Consider the following 17,086-nt stretch of genomic DNA (forward strand, 5'->3'; position numbering starts at 1 on the left):
TGTACTTGTTTGCAAGCTTTAATTCAAGCTTTTTCTACGGATAGCGACTTTCAAACGATCGTGACAGGCCTCAGGTCCGAAATGAAAGAGCAGCTCGTTGCCGGACTCACCGGTTCCTCTAGGCAGGTAATGATTGCCACTCTTGCGCGAGAGTTAGCGCGCCCGCTGTTCATTGTTACTCACAATATGTTCGCCGCTCAGAAAATAGCGGAGGATTTACTAGAATGTCTATCACCAGATGAAGTGCTGCTCTACCCATCTCAAGAACTTCTGACGACAGAAGAGGCGGCTTCAAGCCCTGAGATGCTAGCGCAGCGTATTGACGTTCTCACCAAGTTAGCTGGCGGTTTCCGTGGAGTTGTGATTGCGCCTTTTGCTGGGGTGCGTCGATTGCTTCCGCTCAAGCAAGTATTCGAGGAATCCCGCGTTACGATCAACGTAGGGGATACCGTGCAATTGGATGAGCTCCTAGGCGCTTTATCCAGTCTGGGTTACGAGCGCGTGGAGCGGGTTGAGACCAAAGGTGAAATGAGCGTACGCGGCGGAATTCTGGATTTATTTCCGCTAACGTCGGAGAACGCCATTCGGATTGAGCTGTTCGATGTCGAAGTTGATTCTATTCGTACTTTTGATGTAAGTGACCAGCGTTCAATTGATAAATTAAACGCGATAACGATTCCCCCTTGCCGCGAGATTCAAGCGGATAGAAAGCGGTTACAATCGGCCGCGCAGCATGCTTATGAGCTGCTTCAAGCGCAGCTGGAGAAAATGACGGACCGATCAGCCAAAGACAAACTGCTCGAAGGCATCGGACATGATATTGAACTGCTTCGTGAAGGGCAGACGTTCCCTGGTATTTATAAATATATTTCGCTTTTATATACGGAAAGACAGACCCTCATGGACTACATGCCTAAGGATACTGTGCTTATCATCGACGAACCTGCCCGATTGCTGGAGACAGCAAAGCAGCTAGAACGTGACGAAGCAGAGTGGATGATGCATGCGCTGACAGAGGGGAAGAGCTTGCCGGCTTTTGTGCTGTCCAAATCGTATGAAACTCTGCTGCATCGCAGACCTTTCCCGACATTATATGTATCGCTATTCCTGCGCCAAGTGGCTGGGATTCAACCGCAAAATATCGTTAACTTCGTTTGCCGCGTCATGCAAAACTTCCATGGACAAATGAATCTCCTCAAAGCGGAGATGGAACGCTGGAAGAAAAATGGAAGCAATGTCATTTTACTGGCAAACGGGGAGGACCGTGCTGAACGTGTTCGGCGGGTGCTTCAGGACTACCAAATTGATGTCCCCGAAATTGTAGATGGGAATCTGCAGACAGGGTTTGAAATGCCCTCGATCCATTTGGTCGTCATCACGGAAGGCGAGATCTTCACACAGAAACAGCGTAAAGCACGTAAGGTCGAGAAGAAGCTGGAGAACGCTGAGCGTATCAAAAGCTATCAAGAGCTTAAGGTTGGCGATTATGTTGTTCACGTGAATCATGGGATCGGGAAGTATGTTGGGATCGGCACCTTGGAAGTTGGCGGTATCCACAAGGATTACCTCCACATCATGTATGCTGGCGGCGACAAGCTGTCCGTACCGATTGACCAGATTGATTTGATCCAGAAATATGTAGGTTCCGAAGAGAAGGAACCGAAGGTTTATAAGCTCGGAGGCGCTGACTGGGCTAGAGTGAAGAGCAAGGCGCGGGCATCCGTTAAGGATATTGCCGATGAGCTGATCAAGCTCTATGCAGAGCGCCAAGCGGCAACTGGCTACGGATTTAGTAAAGACAGCTCCTATCAAAACGAATTTGAAGCGATGTTCCCTTACGATGAAACGCGGGATCAGCTCCGCGCGATCGAAGAAATTAAGGGAGACATGGAGAAAGCGCGTCCGATGGATCGTTTGCTTTGCGGCGACGTGGGCTATGGGAAGACGGAAGTTGCGGTACGCGCGGCCTTCAAGGCAGCGATTGACGGCAAGCAAGTTGCTGTATTGGTGCCGACGACGATTTTGGCACAGCAGCATTACGAAACATTCCGTGAACGGTTCTCAGGCTATCCTTTTAACGTAAAAGTACTAAGTCGTTTCCGCTCCAAGAAGGAGCAGACCGAAGTTATGAAAGGCGTCAAGAAAGGGACGGTTGACGTCGTTATTGGTACTCACCGGCTATTGTCGCAGGATGTGCAGTTCAAAGATCTTGGTTTGCTGATCGTCGATGAGGAGCAGCGTTTTGGCGTGTCCCACAAAGAAAAGCTGAAACGTCTCAAGACGAATGTGGACGTGCTAACCCTGACGGCAACACCGATTCCGAGAACTTTACACATGTCCATGTTAGGTGTTCGTGATTTATCGGTCATCGAGACTCCGCCGGAAAATCGTTTCCCTGTCCAGACTTATGTGGTCGAGTACGGACCAACGTTGGTTCGAGAGGCGATTGAGCGGGAATTAGCGCGTGAAGGTCAAGTGTATTATTTATATAACCGTGTACAAGGTATTACCCAAATCGCTGATCAGATCTCCATGATGATTCCGGATGCCCGCGTTACTGTGGCACATGGACAAATGGGCGAGCAGGAGCTGGAGAAGACGATCCTTGATTTCCTCGATGGGGAATACGATGTGCTGGTAAGCACCAGTATTATCGAGACGGGTGTCGATATTCCGAATGTCAACACACTGATTGTTCACGATGCGGATAAAATGGGGCTGTCCCAGCTCTATCAGCTGCGTGGACGAGTAGGACGTTCTAATCGCGTAGCGTATGCTTATTTCACGTATCAGCGTGATAAAGTGCTTACGGAAGTGGCGGAGAAACGCCTTCAAGCGATTAAAGAGTTTACAGAACTTGGATCAGGCTTTAAAATTGCGATGAGGGATTTATCTATTCGTGGTGCTGGTAATTTGCTTGGCGCAGAGCAGCATGGTTTCATTGCATCTGTCGGATTTGATTTATACTCCCAAATGCTAGCAGAAGAAATTGCAAAGCTGAAACTAGAAATAGATGGGGAAGCGGTCATTCCGGAACCGGAGTGGAATACTTCCATCGATATACAATTGGATGCGTACCTACCATCCGACTACATCTACGACAGCATGCAAAAAATCGAAATCTACAAAAAAGTGGCCGCCATTCGAACGTTGGAAGAAGCCGCGGATCTGCATGATGAGCTTGTTGATCGTTTCGGCGATCTGCCGCAGGCCGTGTTCAACTTACTGTCAGTGGCTCGTTTGAAAGCATACGGTTCGGAGTACCGGATAGAAACGATCAGCCAAAAAGGGGATGATTACCTAATCAAGGTGCATATTGACCAGAATGGCAGGCTGGAAGGACAAAAGCTAATCGCATTGTCCAAAGGCTTTGATGGTCGAATCAAGTTGAACGCGGACCCGCAGCTTCATATCGTTATTCGATGTAAAGGCATGAAACCAGAAGCTTCCATCGAATTGGTGGAGAAGTTTCTGGTACAATATAAGGATGTTCTGAAAACGAAAGGGGAATTACAGGATGTTGCCAAATGATACTAGTAAACAACGACGTTTTTCGAAAAAATGGATTTTAAGCATGGTAGCATTGCTCCTTGCATTTTCAGTGCTAAGTGCATGTGGAAGTAAAAAGGAAGGTGCAGCAACAGCTTCACCTTCACCTGCCTCTACTGCAGCGGCTACAGGTAACCCGAGTGACGTGATTGCTACGTATAAAGAGGGCGGTAAAATTACACGCGGCGAGTTTAACTCTTTCATCAGTGTGAACAAAATGTTCTCACCGCAGCTGGCGCAATTCATGACAGACCCTGCTTTTCAACAAGATATGTTGAAGCAAATGGTTACTTTCCGTGTTCTGTCTGCCAAAGCGGATGATAAAGTGAAAGCTGATGCTGACAAACAAGTGACGGAGCAAATGAAAGCCATCACGGATTACTTCGGTAAGCAAGAAGGCGGAATGGACAAGCAGTTAAAAGACAATGGTATCGAGCTTAAGGATATCGAGTCATTAATGAAAATGAGCTTCTACACCATGGGCAGCATGGAGAGTAAAATAACAGATCAAGCTGTTCAGGATTCCTACAAAGAACAAGCAGCTACTCATGCCTTTGATATTGCAACAGTTAGCCATATTCTGATCTCTTTGAAGGATGCAGCTACACAAAAAGATTTGCGTACCAAAGATGAAGCTTTGGCAAGAGCCAAAGAGGTAAAAGGGAAACTGGATAAAGGCGGCGATTTTGCAGCACTTGCGAAAGAATATTCCGACGATCCAGGCTCCAAAGAGGCTGGCGGTACGTATAAAGATGCGGACATCAATCAATGGGTGCCTGAATTCAAACAAGCAGCTAGTACGCTTCCTTTGAACACGATCAGTGATCCTGTTGAATCCTCTTTCGGTTACCACGTCATGAAAGTAGAGTCCAGAAGCACAAAGCCACTGGATGATACGCTCAAAACACAAATCAAATCTCAGCTTGCGGAGAAATCCCTATCTGAATTTGCGGAGAAAGAATATCCGAACTTGATTCAAACCAACAATCTGCCGAAACCGGAAGCGAGCCCGGCTCCAGCTGCAAGTCCGGCAGCAAGTCCGGCTGCAAGCCCAGCGGCAAGTCCAGCTGCAAAGTAAGAACTTACCAGGATGTCCGATAACGGGCATCCTGTTTTTATTTGTTATTTTTGGACATGATAAGCGCAGCAGGATGCAAAGCTAAATAAAGTAAATTCCGTAGTAAAAGCGTCTGCATAGAAGAATGGGAAGTGAAGAATACTATGGATAGAATTCGAGTTCCCACCAAATCCCGATCTAGCATACAAGATTTCATGCTCCTGTCGTATCTAATTACTGAGCGGAAAGTGAGGCATCTAGAGGTATGAAAGCAACTGGAATTGTCCGTCGGATAGATGATTTAGGGAGAGTTGTTATTCCCAAGGAAATACGACGCACACTACGCATTCGCGAAGGTGACCCTTTGGAAATTTTCGTGGATCGAGATGGTGAAGTGATTCTTAAGAAGTATTCACCGATTGGTGAACTTGGTGATTTTGCCAAGGAGTATGCGGAATCGTTATTTGAAAGTACGAATCATGTCGCCCTGATCTCAGATCGAGATAACATTATTGCGATGGCTGGGGGGTCCAAAAAAGACTATTTCGAAAAGTCGGTTGGATCGATCGTTGAATCCTGTATGGAAAATCGCAAAGCGATTCTGGAAAGCGGAAGTGGTCAATTTGAGCTTATCAAAGATACAAATGAAACATTTTCTTCTTTCGTAGCCGCTCCGATTGTAGCCGGTGGCGACCCTATTGGGTGTGTCATTTTGCTCTCCAAAGATGAGAATGTGAAAATGGGGAATATGGAAGTTAAGATGGTAGAGACAGCGGCTGGATTTTTGGCAAAGCAGATGGAGCAATGAAAGAAAAATAAGACATAAAGGCTTCCTTACCGAGATGCCCCCGCATCTGTAAGTGAAGCTTTTTTTGTCTGCTATGACTGATTTCGTTATAATATGTCTATATGCGTGAAGTCAAGGTAGAGGAGAAGTAAGATGGGGGACACCGACAAGGGGCATCAAGGTTATAAAGAGGGGCTCCAGAGGAATGTCGGTAAACAAGGTGCCAAGCTGTTAAGAGGTGCCGCTCTACTTGGGGCTGCCGCTATTCTCTCTAAACTATTGGGAACTCTGCAGAAGATTCCGCTTCAAAATGTATCCGGTGATACGGCTTTTGGTATTTATAATGCGGTTTATCCGCTATATATTCTAATTTTGTTCGCGGCTACAGCCGGATTTCCGGTAGCTGTATCCAAGTTCGTAGCCGAACGAGCTATGGATGGTGATCATCAAGGGGCTAGACGTATTGTCCGTGTCTCAACAGCCATATTGTTGGGCTCCGGTTTTGTAGTGTTTGTTCTGTTGTACTTCGGAGCTAATGAGATTGCCAGTTGGATCGGTATTAGCCAGACAGAAAGGGCGATCCGAAGCGTATCCTTCGCACTGCTGCTATCCCCGATGCTCGCTGTCCTGCGCGGTTATTTCCAAGGGTATCAGAATATGGTGCCGACGGCTGTTTCACAAGTGATTGAACAGCTAATAAGGGTGATTACCATGGTTGCGCTGCTGCTCTATATGGTGGCATTAGCTTATGACGAGGAATGGATTGCTGCTGGGGCTACATTTGGCTCCGTGACAGGTGCTGCTGCTGGGTTGATCGTGATGTATGTTTATTGGCGGAAGGCGATGAGACAGGAGCGGGGATGGGAACGGGAGCAGGAGCAGGAGCAGGGAGTGAATGAAGAGGACTGGAGGCAGTCTGAGGATATAGAGGGACAGAGGCAGGATGTAATAAGTGAAGGTGACGGGCTGCTGTCGAAAGAACGGAATTGGCAGGAGTCAGATAATGGAAAGCGATTAGAGGACGGACTGTATCCTGACATGAACAGGCAATGGCCAAATGATGGAAAGCGAAAGGGAGGCATGATGCCGTCAAAGGAACTCTCCTCCTGGGAGTGGGCGAAACGCATTACGGCGTATGCGATTCCTGTTTGTTTGGGGGCTATCGTGGTTCCTTTGCTCACGCTTGTCGACACGTTTACCATGCCGCGACTTCTTGAGGCTGCGCAAGGAAGCGAGGGGGAGGCTATGCGGCAGTTCGGGCTGTATAACCGGGGGCTTCCTCTCGTTCAGCTCGTTGTCATGATCGCTTCCTCTATGTCCGCAGTACTTGTTCCAGCTCTTGCAGAAGCCAAGGCAAGAAGGCAGAACGAACTCATCCGCTTTAGGGCTGAGATGGCGATAAGGCTCTCTTGGCTTATTGGGCTTGGAGCCTCATTCGGCCTTGCCTTTGCAGCAGTGCCGATTAACGTGATGCTTTACAAAAGTAATGAGGCCAGCTGGACGATGGCTGTGCTGGCCTTCACGGCCTTGTTTAGTACGTTGAACGCTGTCTCAGCCAGCGTTCTCCAGGGTGCCGGCGCGATCCGCACGCCGGTGAAGGCCCTGCTCGTTGCCATCGTGCTGAAAGCACTCGGCAACGTGGTTTTGATGCCCCGCTGGGGCATCGACGGCGCCGCGCTGAGCGCGGTGATCGCCTATGCCGCTGCGGCGGGGCTGAATCTGGTGCAGCTGCGCCGCTGCACCGGGGCGCGCTTCGCGCTGCGGCCGTACGCCGTCAGTCCCACGCTTGCCGTGGGGCTGATGGGCGGCTGCCTCGCAGCGCTGCAGCTGCTGGCCATGCCCGCTGCGGCGGCATGGCACGTGCCTGAGCGATTGAGCGCTAGCGCAATCGCCTTGGTGTGTGTAGTCGGCGGCGCAGCCGTCTACGCGCTCGCGCTGCTGCGCAGCGGCAGCATCAGCCGCGAGGAGCTGCGGCTGATGCCGGAGCTGGACCGGAAGCTGGCGCCGGTCCTGGAGAAGCTATGGCCGGCGAAGGCATCCGCCGCCCCCCGCGACCGAGGCTAGAGATTGCCAATGGCCATGAGTGATTGCCAATCTTTTTCTATATTGAGGTGTCTTAAATCGAAAATCCATCGTCATATATGCTCACTTGAGGTTGCTGGATGAATTGAAGAATGAATTCATTCTCAGTTGAAGATGTTGTAGAAATTGCAACAATATCTGCCTAGATCCCGCCTCTTTCCCTCCGATGTTGCATAATGTACAACAATTTAGGACCTATACAGGCTATTTCGCAACAAATGGGTCCGAAATGTTGTACAAACTACAACTTGAACATGCCCAATGGCCTTTGGGAGTGGGAATTGTTGCAGAAAATACAACATTGGTAACCACGGATGCTCATTTACATGTACTAGCATGACTTTATAACCGAAAACTGGAGTTCACAACTTTGACTGACATGTAGAAGCCCCAGCAAACGGTTTAAGTGTCCTCATGCTTCCTCCCTGCAAATGTTCAAATAGTTTTTTCATACATATCGCAGTTAACCAACAATCAGGAGGTGTTTCCTAATGTCAACAACCAACCCGCAAATAACCGTCCTCGGACTCGGAACGGGAGACGAAGACCAGCTCACACTAGGTGTCTGGAAAAAGCTGCAGCTGGCCGCCAAGGAGCAAGCGGTGCTTTACCTGCGAACGAAAGATCATCCGATGGTTCAGATGCTGGATACGAATCAGATTCCTTACCAAACGTTCGACGAGAATTACTTAGCGCACCAAAGATTCGAACAAGTGTACGAATCGATCGCAGAGGCGCTCATTCAGTCAGCCAAGACGCAAGCTTTCGAGGTTATTTATGCAGTGCCAGGCCATCCGATGGTGGCGGAATACACGGTGCAGCTTCTGAAACAACGCTGTCCGTCCGAGGGCATCTCGCTCCAAATTATCGGTGGGGAGAGCTTTCTGGATCAAGCGTTTCTACGTTTCGGTTTTGATCCGATTGATGGATTTCAATTGCTTGACGCGACCAGCCTGAGCCGTTATACTCTTAATCCGCAGCTTCATACGGTTATTGGGCAAGTGTATGATAGTCTTACGGCATCAGATCTTAAGATTAGCCTCATGGATGCTTATTCGGATGATTACCGTGTTGTCGTTGGTCATTCCTTGGGTGTGGCAGGTGAGGAACAGGTTATCGAGGTCCCCCTGCATGAGCTCGATCATGTAAAGGGGTACGGCAATCTTTCCCTTGTCTGGGTGCCGAAGAGTGAAAAGGATGAAGATTATTACCGCACTTTTGGCCGATTGCATGAAATTGTTCAAATCCTGCGCAGCCCAGAAGGCTGCCCATGGGATCGTGAGCAGACGCATGCCAGCCTGCGCAAAAATCTCATCGAAGAAGCGTACGAGGTTCTTGAAACAATTGACGAGGACGATCCCGAGCACATGTGTGAGGAACTCGGCGATCTCCTTTTACAAGTGATGCTGCATGCGCAGATGGAAGAGGAAATTGGCACGTTCACCGTTTATGATGTCATCGCTACGTTGAATGAGAAACTCATCCGCCGTCACCCTCATGTATTCGGTGAGAACAAGGCTGAGGATGCCGACGAAGCTCTTGTGAACTGGAATGCCATGAAGGCGGAGGAGAAGCGTAAGAAGGGCATTGATGTCACGAAGCAATCTGTACTTGACGGGGTGCCGCGCGAGCTGCCAGGCCTCATGAAGGCGCTGAAGCTTCAGAAGAAGGCAGCGACAGTTGGTTTTGACTGGTCAGAGCTAGAAGATGTCCTGAATAAGGTGGAAGAAGAGCTAACCGAGCTTCGCGAAGCCATCGCTGATTCATCCGAAGCAGGGGCTCAAGATCGGCTCGAGGAGCTGGGCGACGTCCTTTTCTCCATCGTCAATGTCGCTAGATTCCTGAAGGTTGATCCGGAAGAGGCGATCGCACAGACGAACCGCAAATTCGTCCAAAGATTTTCATATATCGAAGATCAACTACGTTTAAGAGGGCTTTCTTTTGAACAAACTGAATTATCAGAGATGGAAAGTTTATGGCAGGAAGCAAAAAAAGTTGCAAAACTTCGGCAGGGATAGAAGGATTTTGCCGAAAAAAGCAGAATACTAAATTTGGTGTAAGGTTGAATATGGAAATATAAGATAGGGATCTTTGAACAAAGTTCAAAGTCTCTCAGCTTTGCAAAATGGCTACATAGTAGAAGACTAGATCTTCAAACATTTTTGGGAGGTAAAGAAACCACATGAACAAAACAGATTTGATCAACAACATTGCAGAAAAAAGCGGACTTACTAAGAAAGACGTTGAAGTTGTACTTAACGGATTCCTTGGTGAAGTAACGGACGCTCTTTCATCCGGAGATAAAGTTCAATTAATCGGTTTCGGAACTTTCGAAACTCGCAAACGTTCTGGTCGTACAGGCCGTAACCCGCAAACAGGCAACCCAATCGTGATCGCGGAATCCAATGTTCCTGCTTTCAAAGCAGGCAACAAGCTTAAAGACGCTGTAAAATAATGCGTATCGATAAGTTTCTCAAAGTATCTCGTCTCATCAAACGTCGTACCGTAGCGAAGGATGTGTCCGATCAAGGGCGTGTCTGGATTAACGGTAGAGATGCCAAAGCGAGTACACACGTGAAAGTCGGAGATGAGCTCTCTATTCAATTCGGTCAGAAAAAAGTGACGATTCGAGTGGAAGTTCTATCAGAGTCAACCCGCAAGGAAGACGCTGCTCAGATGTACACGCTGCTTAAGGAAGAAGCTTTTCAATCCGAATAATCCTGCAAGTTGTGAAATAGCCTGAGATTCCTGAATAGGGGTCTTGGGTTATTTTTTATATTTAAATAACGGGTTTTGCATGGTTCTAAAAGAGGACATCCTCCCATATCGTAGTGGTAGATGAAGGAGGGGTACAGGCCATGATTGAACCCGTGAAAAACACGAATAAGCGGCAAGAAATTAAAATGCTGAATCGCAAGCTCTTGGAGATCTCCGGAGTTTTGAACGTAGAAAGCTTTGACAGTGAAGAGTTCCTCCTTGAAACGGAAATGGGCTACTTGATGATTAAAGGACAGAATTTGCACATCAAGAACTTAAGTTTGGAACAAGGGTTGGTCGCCATAGAAGGAATCATTCACGAATTAGCTTATGTGGATGGAAATACCCAGGAGAAATCCAAGGGGTTCCTTGGTAAGTTATTCAAGTGACCCTAAATGTTCAGTTCCACACGATCTTCATGATGTTCCTGAGCGGAATCGCCATAGGTGCGATCTTCGATGTGTTTCGTGTGCTCTCTGGCAAGCTGAGACTGCCGCGATGGACGATTCCGTTCATTGATATGGTTTATTGGATTGTGGCGACAATCCTCGTGTTCCGTCTGCTCATTTACAGTAATGAAGGACAAGTTCGTGTATTTATTTTTCTAGGGATGGGGATCGGTATATGTTTTTATTTCGCATTCCTCAGCACTTGGGTCATCCGGATTACGCTGCTTCTCATTCGAATTACGATTGCTATCTACCGTTTCATTGCTAAAACTGTCGAAATTATCCTGATTAAACCGATTATTGGCTTATATCGTCTAACTGTGATTATTTTGGGCTTTTTACTAGCTGTAGCTATATTCCTTTATAGAATTGTGCTACAATTGCTTTATCCTGTGTGGAGATTACTCCTTTGGATGACTCGGCCTGTGCATAAATATTTTGTTATCCCTGTTTGGTTGAAGAAACTTAAGGGTAATATCATATTGATCTTACGCAGGTTATTCTCAAAGTAGGAGGCATTCCTATTCATGCATGCTAAAGCAACCGTTCCATCCAAGCGCAGCAACAGTGTAGGCTCGAAACGAAGACTGCGTTTTCTCATGATTTTTGTCCTATGTTTTATGAGCTGGGCTGCTGTGAACATCTGGGGGCAGTTCGCTAAGCTGCAAGAGAAGAGTAGTGTCGTAGCGAATATGGAGCAACAGCTTGTTGAGGCCAAGAAACTCAAAGAGCAAACAACGAAAGAAATCGCTCGACTTCATAATGACGAGTATTTGGATCAAATTATTCGTCGAGATTTTCATTATAGTAAAACCGGAGAGACGCCACTAAGTGTCTCAAAGTCGCAATAAAAATCAACAAGAAGAAGAGGCTGTTGCCGTGTTGACCGTGGTTTCTGCATCGGTTATAATCGGCGTAGCCAGTGTTTTCAACATTTTAAGGGAGGAACATTTTACTTTATGGCAATTGAAGTTGGCACCAAGTTAGAGGGTAGAGTGACGGGGATTACTCACTTTGGAGCATTCGTCGAGCTTGCTGAAGGAGTTACCGGTCTTGTTCACATTTCGGAGATCGCGGACAACTATGTGAAAGACGTTAATGACCATTTAAAGCTGGATGACAAAGTATTGGTCAAAGTGATTAACGTGGACAAGGATGGCAAGATCGGACTGTCGATCAAGCAGACGGTTGACAAGCCAGTTGAGGAAAGACCAGCTCGTCCTGAACGTACAGGTGGCAGCAGCTATCAAGGACGTCCAAGTGGAGATCGTCCAGGAGGCTACCAAGGTGGTCGTCCAAGTAGCGGCGGAGAACGTAGTGGTCCTCCAAGCGGTGGTCCCGGTGGTGGTGGCGGTCGTCCAGGTGGCGGCGGTGGCTTCAATCGAGGCGGTGGCGGTGGTGGTCGCGGCGGCTTTAACAAGCAGCAAGGCGGAGCTAGACCGTTTTCGTTCGAAGATAAAGTATCTCGGTTCCTTAAAGATAGTGAAGAGCGGATTTCGTCTTTGAAAAAGAACACCGAGTCCAAACGCGGTGGCCGAGGCGGAAGAAGAGATTAATAGATGCAGTAACGAACCACATTCGCTTAGGCGGGTGTGGTTTTTTTTTATCCAAGCGTCAAATCCTTAAAATAACGTAAAGAACAATCGACATGGAATTACGGGTATCTCCCCCATACGCAGGGCGAAAGTTCGAGGCAATCAGACTTTTGGAAACGTTTTCGATACGGTAAACCGAGACTAGGCAAGGGCTGAGGCGTGGTGACAAGGCGAACGCGGCTTGTCGGAAATTTCTTTTAATCTATCAACTCATTCTGACAAACTTTCTGCTAGATTGTCTCTATACTAGAGAAACAAATAAGGAATGAATGGATGGTGTTCGAAAACATGCAGAGAAGAAGCTTAGGCACAGTGATTGGTGGCGGTTGGTCGGGATTGTGGCAGAAAGCGAAAACAGGCGCACATAGCGCTGCCGTGGAAAATCGATTCGTACAAGCCTTTGTAGCTAAGAAGTGGTCTTTACTGCTCATCGTGATGGCTTTCTTACTCGGTCGTGCGATGATTTTGGAACAGCTATCTCCGTTTGCGCTTGCGTTCATTGCTGTCATTTATTTTACAAGGAGAGATATTTTACACTGGGTAGGTGTCGCTGCATTTGCTGGAAGCCTATTCTCGCTGAGTTCGAATACCGGTTATCTAGTTACGGAGATCATCGTTTTCTTACTTATCCAAAAAGCTTTGGAGAAATTTGAACGCTCCGATATTTCCTTAGCACCGCTTCTTGTATTCAGCTCGACCTTGCTGGTTCAGCTCTTTGCAGAGCTTGTAGTCTCAAACTTAAGCTGGTATACGCTAATGATGGTTTCCGTTGAGGCACTGCTAAGCCTAGTGCTGACGCTAATTTTTATTCAAGCAATTCCTGTATTTACGCTTACCCGCAAGAACTACCATTTGAAGCATGAGGAAATTATATGTCTGATTATCTTGTTAGCTTCTGTGATGACAGGGACGGTGAGCTGGGTTGTGGGTCCAATCACCGTAGAACATGTGCTTTCTCGTTATTTAATACTATTATTTGCGCTGGTGGGAGGAGCGCCTTTCGGAGCCTCGGTAGGTGTCATAACAGGATTAATCCTAAGTCTTGCGAATAGCAATGCGGTTTATCAAATGAGTTTACTGGCTTTCTCGGGGATGTTAGCAGGGCTTCTCAAGGATGGTAATCGATTGGCTGTTGCATTCGGAATGCTGCTCGGGTCATCGATACTTGCTTTCTATATGGGATCCGGGGCAGATGTGATCAACTCAACATGGGAGTCGCTTGCAGCTGTTGCACTCTTTCTGTTAACACCGCGGAGTTTGATTCTGACTCTTGCTAAATATGTGCCCGGCACGCAGGAGAATCTGAAATCCCAACAGGACTATGCGAAGCGGGTTCGGGATGTTACAGCAGGACGTGTGGAACAGTTCTCTGAAGTGTTCCGCCAGTTGGCACGCAGCTTTAAGCAGTTGACGACGGATGATGCGGTGAGCCGCAAGGAGGAGGATGTTGGTCATTTCATGAATGCAGTTGCGCAGAAGGCTTGTGATTCCTGCTGGAAAAAGAGCCAGTGCTGGGATCAAAAATTTTATCAAACCTATACGTATATGACCGATATGATGACCCAAATTGAGATGAAGGAGAGTATGACGAAGAAGAATATTCCACCAGAGTGGAGGAAGGTATGTATACGTACGGATCAAGTGCTGGATGTGATGAAGCAGCAGTATAGCTTGTACAAGAATGATTTGCATTGGAAAAAGCAGATTATGGATAGCCGACATCTCGTAGCGGATCAGCTTTCGGGCGTGTCCCAAGTCATGGAGGACTTGGCCAAGGAGATTAAACGGGAAGGACAGGAGCTGTTCCTTCAAGAAGAACAAATTCGTAATGCCCTGGAGGAGCTGGGCTTATCCATCCATACCATCGATATCATTTCCTTGGATGAAGGAAATATCGAGATTGAGATCATTCATCAATACACGAAGGGCTTCGATGAATGTAGGAAAATCATTGCGCCGCTCTTGAGCGAAATTATCGGTGAGAACGTCGCCGTCATGCGCGAGGAAATGCATGAGCGCGGCGAGGGCTACAGCACGGTCGTATTCGGCTCCGCCAAGGAATACGAGGTTGAGACCGGGGTCGCCGGCGCAGCCAAAGGCGGCGACCTCTTCTCGGGCGACAGCTTCTCCACGGTGGAGCTGGGCAATGGCAAGTATGCCGTGGCGCTAAGCGACGGCATGGGCAACGGCGAGCGAGCGCGTGCGGAGAGCCAGACGGCTCTGAGTATCCTGCAGCAGCTGCTGCAGTCAGGGATGGACGAGAAGCTGGCGATCAAGTCGCTGAACTCGGTGTTGATGCTGCGCTCTTCGGACGAGATGTACGCGACCGTAGATATGGCCTTGATCGACATGTACAGTGCAAACACAACGTTCATGAAGATTGGCTCTACCCCTAGCTTCATTAAGCGCGGGACGGAAGTGATTTCAATATCGGCGAATAATCTGCCAGTCGGCATCCTGAGTGAGATTGATGTTGATTTGGTCTCGATTCCGCTCCAATCGGGTGATATCCTTGTTATGATGACAGATGGGATCTACGATGCACCGGGACATGCGGTAAATAAAGAGATGTGGATGAAGCGGATGATACAGGAAATTGATACGACGATGCCGCAGGATTTTGCGGACTGCTTATTAGAAAGGATTTTCCGCCACCATCATGGCGAAATTCAAGATGATATGACCGTCGTTGTGGCGCGTGTCGAGAAGAGGCAGCCGGAGTGGGCCACATTCCGCTGGCCAGGAATTACGCGAATGGAGCGTCCTAAGACGGTTAGTTAATGGAGAAATAGAAGCCATAACAGCTCATTTGCTGTTATGGCTTTTTGTGCGCTGTTATTCCCTTAGGAGCATAGCGAGTGATGCATATTTCGAAACTAGTAAATTAATGATCTATAAAGGTTGCGCTCAGAATTAGAAGCATGCTTAACTTATTAATATGTCTGTTGGCTAATGCTAAGCTTCCCTGGAGTGTCATTGAGAACCAAGAGAAAGGTGGTACCACTGGTGATTAGAAAAAAGCTATCACTGTTATTTATCGTTCTTGGGATTATCATTTTTCTCTATCCAACGTTAAACGATCGTTATGAGAGCTATCAGCAGAACAAAATTTTGAAACAATGGCAGGAAAATCTGCAGGATATGGATCAAACAGGCTCTGTCCTTGAGGAGGAGATAGATGCGGGGTTGGTCGTGCCTTCTTCCAGTCCCGCAGTGGAAGCTCTGCCAACAAGCAGCCAGCCGAGCAGCCAACCAAGCCCCTTGGCCGTGAAAACGACACCGAAGCCTGTAACATTGCCGCAGAAGAATATAGAGGGTGTCCTCACTATCGATAAAATTGATCTGAAGCTTCCTATTCTGACAGACGCTACCGTGAATAATTTGAAGATTTCCGTTGCAAGCATAGCTAATACAGGCAAAGCAGGCGCTATTGGTAATTATGCCATTGCGGGTCATCGAAATCTGACCTACGGGAAAAATTTTAATAGATTAGATGAAGTCACCGAAGGGGATTTCATTGAAGTGAATACAGGGAGCAAAACGTATATCTACAAAGTAGTGGACAAACAGTATGTCCTCCCAGAGGATGTTTGGGTGCTGAAGGGCAACGGCAAAGATCGGGAGATTACACTAATAACTTGCCATCCAATGGAAAATCCGACTCATCGTATTGCGATTAAGGGAATCATGGTGCAGTCGAAGGAATAAAATGTAATATTTTGTCTATTCAGAGAGACAAGCCTATGTTAAGATTGCACTATAGTGATTATAGGGAGTCGGTGCGTTCCTCCGATAAAGGCAAATCTAGCGAAAACTAGAGACGCAAAACTAAAGGGCCTTCCTTAGCCGAACTAAGTTGGCAGCCAGTTACCGAAAGGGGATTTTTTTTGTGTTTAAAAAGCCAATTATACGAACGATTATGGCAACTTTTCTGTTTGCTCTTGCTCCGCAAGGGATAATTGCAGCTTCCAATCCGTCCGTGATTGATAAAGATGCTCTGAATAAAGGGATTATCTCGGTTCATTATTCAAACGATAAGAACTCCAAAGTTCTCGTGCGAATCATGAGAGAAAATGTTAAATATGATTACACCTTCGTAGAAGGGGATCAGTACCCTTTGCAGCTTGGAAACGGCCAGTATAAAGTGCTGATTGGTGAGTCCATTGGGGCTAATAAATATAAAGTTGTAGCGCAAGAACAAATCGATTTAGAAATGGAAGACGAGAATGCCGTATTTCTGCAGTCCATTCCGTTGATCGATTGGAACGATGAATCGAAGGCGGTCGTTGAGGCTAAGCAATTAGTTGGAGATAAAGAAAAAGATATCGACAAAATAAAAGCCATTTATGGATATATAACCACACATTTTCAGTATGATTATGAGAAGGCCCAAACTGTAGCAGATAGTTATATACCTAATCTGGATACGGTCTATGCAGAGTCCAAAGGAATTTGTTATGACTTTGCAGCTACTTTTGCGGCTATGGCAAGAAGTGAGGGGATTCCAACCCGTCTGGTTATGGGATATGAAAGTCATGCGCCAGATACTTATCATGCGTGGAATCAAGTTTTCCTGAAGGAAAGTAAGGAATGGGTGACGATCGATACCACGTATGACGCTGTTCATATACAAGCTGGTGAAACGATAGATCTTATAAAAAATGATTCTAATTATCAAATTTCCAAAATATATTAGAGGAAATGAAGAAACCTGATCTCATAACTGAGAACAGGTTTTTTTGTGCTTTCCATGTTGAAAAACAATAAATTCCAATATTTACAATACATCTTGTATCATATATCATTGATA

The 17,086-nt window shown here is 47.1% G+C and carries 14 protein-coding genes and 1 riboswitch; all 14 genes read left to right on the forward strand.

Annotated elements, in window-relative coordinates:
- Positions 1–9 precede the first annotated feature (9 nt).
- The 14 genes from mfd to ASD40_RS13795 all read left to right on the forward strand — a co-directional run bounded on the left by mfd (position 10) and on the right by ASD40_RS13795 (position 16,972).
- The gene (gene mfd / locus ASD40_RS13730; protein WP_057303825.1) at positions 10–3,531 is read left to right on the forward strand and encodes a transcription-repair coupling factor; all 3,522 of its coding nucleotides are present in this window, start codon (positions 10–12) and stop codon (positions 3,529–3,531) included.
- A complete protein-coding gene (locus ASD40_RS13735) occupies positions 3,518–4,627 on the forward strand; it encodes a peptidylprolyl isomerase (RefSeq protein WP_057303826.1) in 1,110 nt (369 codons plus the stop codon). The genes mfd and ASD40_RS13735 overlap by 14 nt, the downstream gene beginning before the upstream one ends.
- A gap of 244 nt (positions 4,628–4,871) precedes the next feature.
- On the forward strand, positions 4,872–5,414 hold the full coding sequence (gene spoVT, locus ASD40_RS13740) for a stage V sporulation protein T (protein ID WP_057303827.1): 543 nt from the start codon (positions 4,872–4,874) through the stop codon (positions 5,412–5,414).
- Positions 5,415–5,546: 132 nt separating this feature from the next.
- Positions 5,547–7,457: a putative polysaccharide biosynthesis protein gene (locus ASD40_RS37830; protein ID WP_057303828.1), complete on the forward strand. Its 1,911-nt coding sequence runs from the start codon at positions 5,547–5,549 to the stop codon at positions 7,455–7,457.
- 509 nt (positions 7,458–7,966) lie between these two features.
- On the forward strand, positions 7,967–9,493 hold the full coding sequence (gene mazG, locus ASD40_RS13750) for a nucleoside triphosphate pyrophosphohydrolase (RefSeq protein WP_057303829.1): 1,527 nt from the start codon (positions 7,967–7,969) through the stop codon (positions 9,491–9,493).
- Positions 9,494–9,657: 164 nt separating this feature from the next.
- Entirely contained in the window at positions 9,658–9,930 is a 273-nt protein-coding gene (locus tag ASD40_RS13755; protein ID WP_029197991.1) for an HU family DNA-binding protein, read from the forward strand.
- A complete protein-coding gene (locus ASD40_RS13760; protein ID WP_029197990.1) occupies positions 9,930–10,193 on the forward strand; it encodes an RNA-binding S4 domain-containing protein in 264 nt (87 codons plus the stop codon). The genes ASD40_RS13755 and ASD40_RS13760 overlap by 1 nt, the downstream gene beginning before the upstream one ends.
- A 140-nt stretch (positions 10,194–10,333) precedes the next feature.
- Positions 10,334–10,621 carry a sporulation protein YabP gene (yabP, locus tag ASD40_RS13765; RefSeq protein ID WP_029197777.1) on the forward strand — a complete coding sequence of 96 codons (288 nt, stop codon included), beginning with the start codon at positions 10,334–10,336 and terminating at the stop codon, positions 10,619–10,621.
- The gene (yabQ, locus tag ASD40_RS13770) at positions 10,618–11,193 is read left to right on the forward strand and encodes a spore cortex biosynthesis protein YabQ (protein WP_057303830.1); all 576 of its coding nucleotides are present in this window, start codon (positions 10,618–10,620) and stop codon (positions 11,191–11,193) included. The genes yabP and yabQ overlap by 4 nt, the downstream gene beginning before the upstream one ends.
- A 15-nt stretch (positions 11,194–11,208) precedes the next feature.
- Positions 11,209–11,532: an FtsB family cell division protein gene (locus tag ASD40_RS13775; protein WP_057303831.1), complete on the forward strand. Its 324-nt coding sequence runs from the start codon at positions 11,209–11,211 to the stop codon at positions 11,530–11,532.
- A gap of 108 nt (positions 11,533–11,640) precedes the next feature.
- Positions 11,641–12,237, forward strand: coding sequence for a S1 domain-containing RNA-binding protein (locus tag ASD40_RS13780; protein WP_056833811.1), 597 nt, complete (start codon positions 11,641–11,643; stop codon positions 12,235–12,237).
- A 327-nt stretch (positions 12,238–12,564) separates the two neighbouring features.
- Positions 12,565–15,057, forward strand: a complete 2,493-nt coding sequence (gene spoIIE / locus ASD40_RS13785; protein WP_057303852.1) for a stage II sporulation protein E — start codon at positions 12,565–12,567, stop codon at positions 15,055–15,057.
- A 225-nt stretch (positions 15,058–15,282) separates the two neighbouring features.
- Positions 15,283–15,984: a class D sortase gene (locus ASD40_RS13790; protein ID WP_057303832.1), complete on the forward strand. Its 702-nt coding sequence runs from the start codon at positions 15,283–15,285 to the stop codon at positions 15,982–15,984.
- A 79-nt stretch (positions 15,985–16,063) separates the two neighbouring features.
- Positions 16,064–16,151, forward strand: a riboswitch (cyclic di-GMP riboswitch).
- A 14-nt stretch (positions 16,152–16,165) separates the two neighbouring features.
- Positions 16,166–16,972: a transglutaminase-like domain-containing protein gene (locus ASD40_RS13795; protein WP_057303833.1), complete on the forward strand. Its 807-nt coding sequence runs from the start codon at positions 16,166–16,168 to the stop codon at positions 16,970–16,972.
- The last annotated feature ends 114 nt before the right edge of the window (positions 16,973–17,086 follow it).

Origin of the sequence: Paenibacillus sp. Root444D2 (genome assembly GCF_001426375.1) — a bacterium.
In the GTDB taxonomy this organism is placed as follows: Bacteria; Bacillota; Bacilli; order Paenibacillales; family NBRC-103111; genus Paenibacillus_E.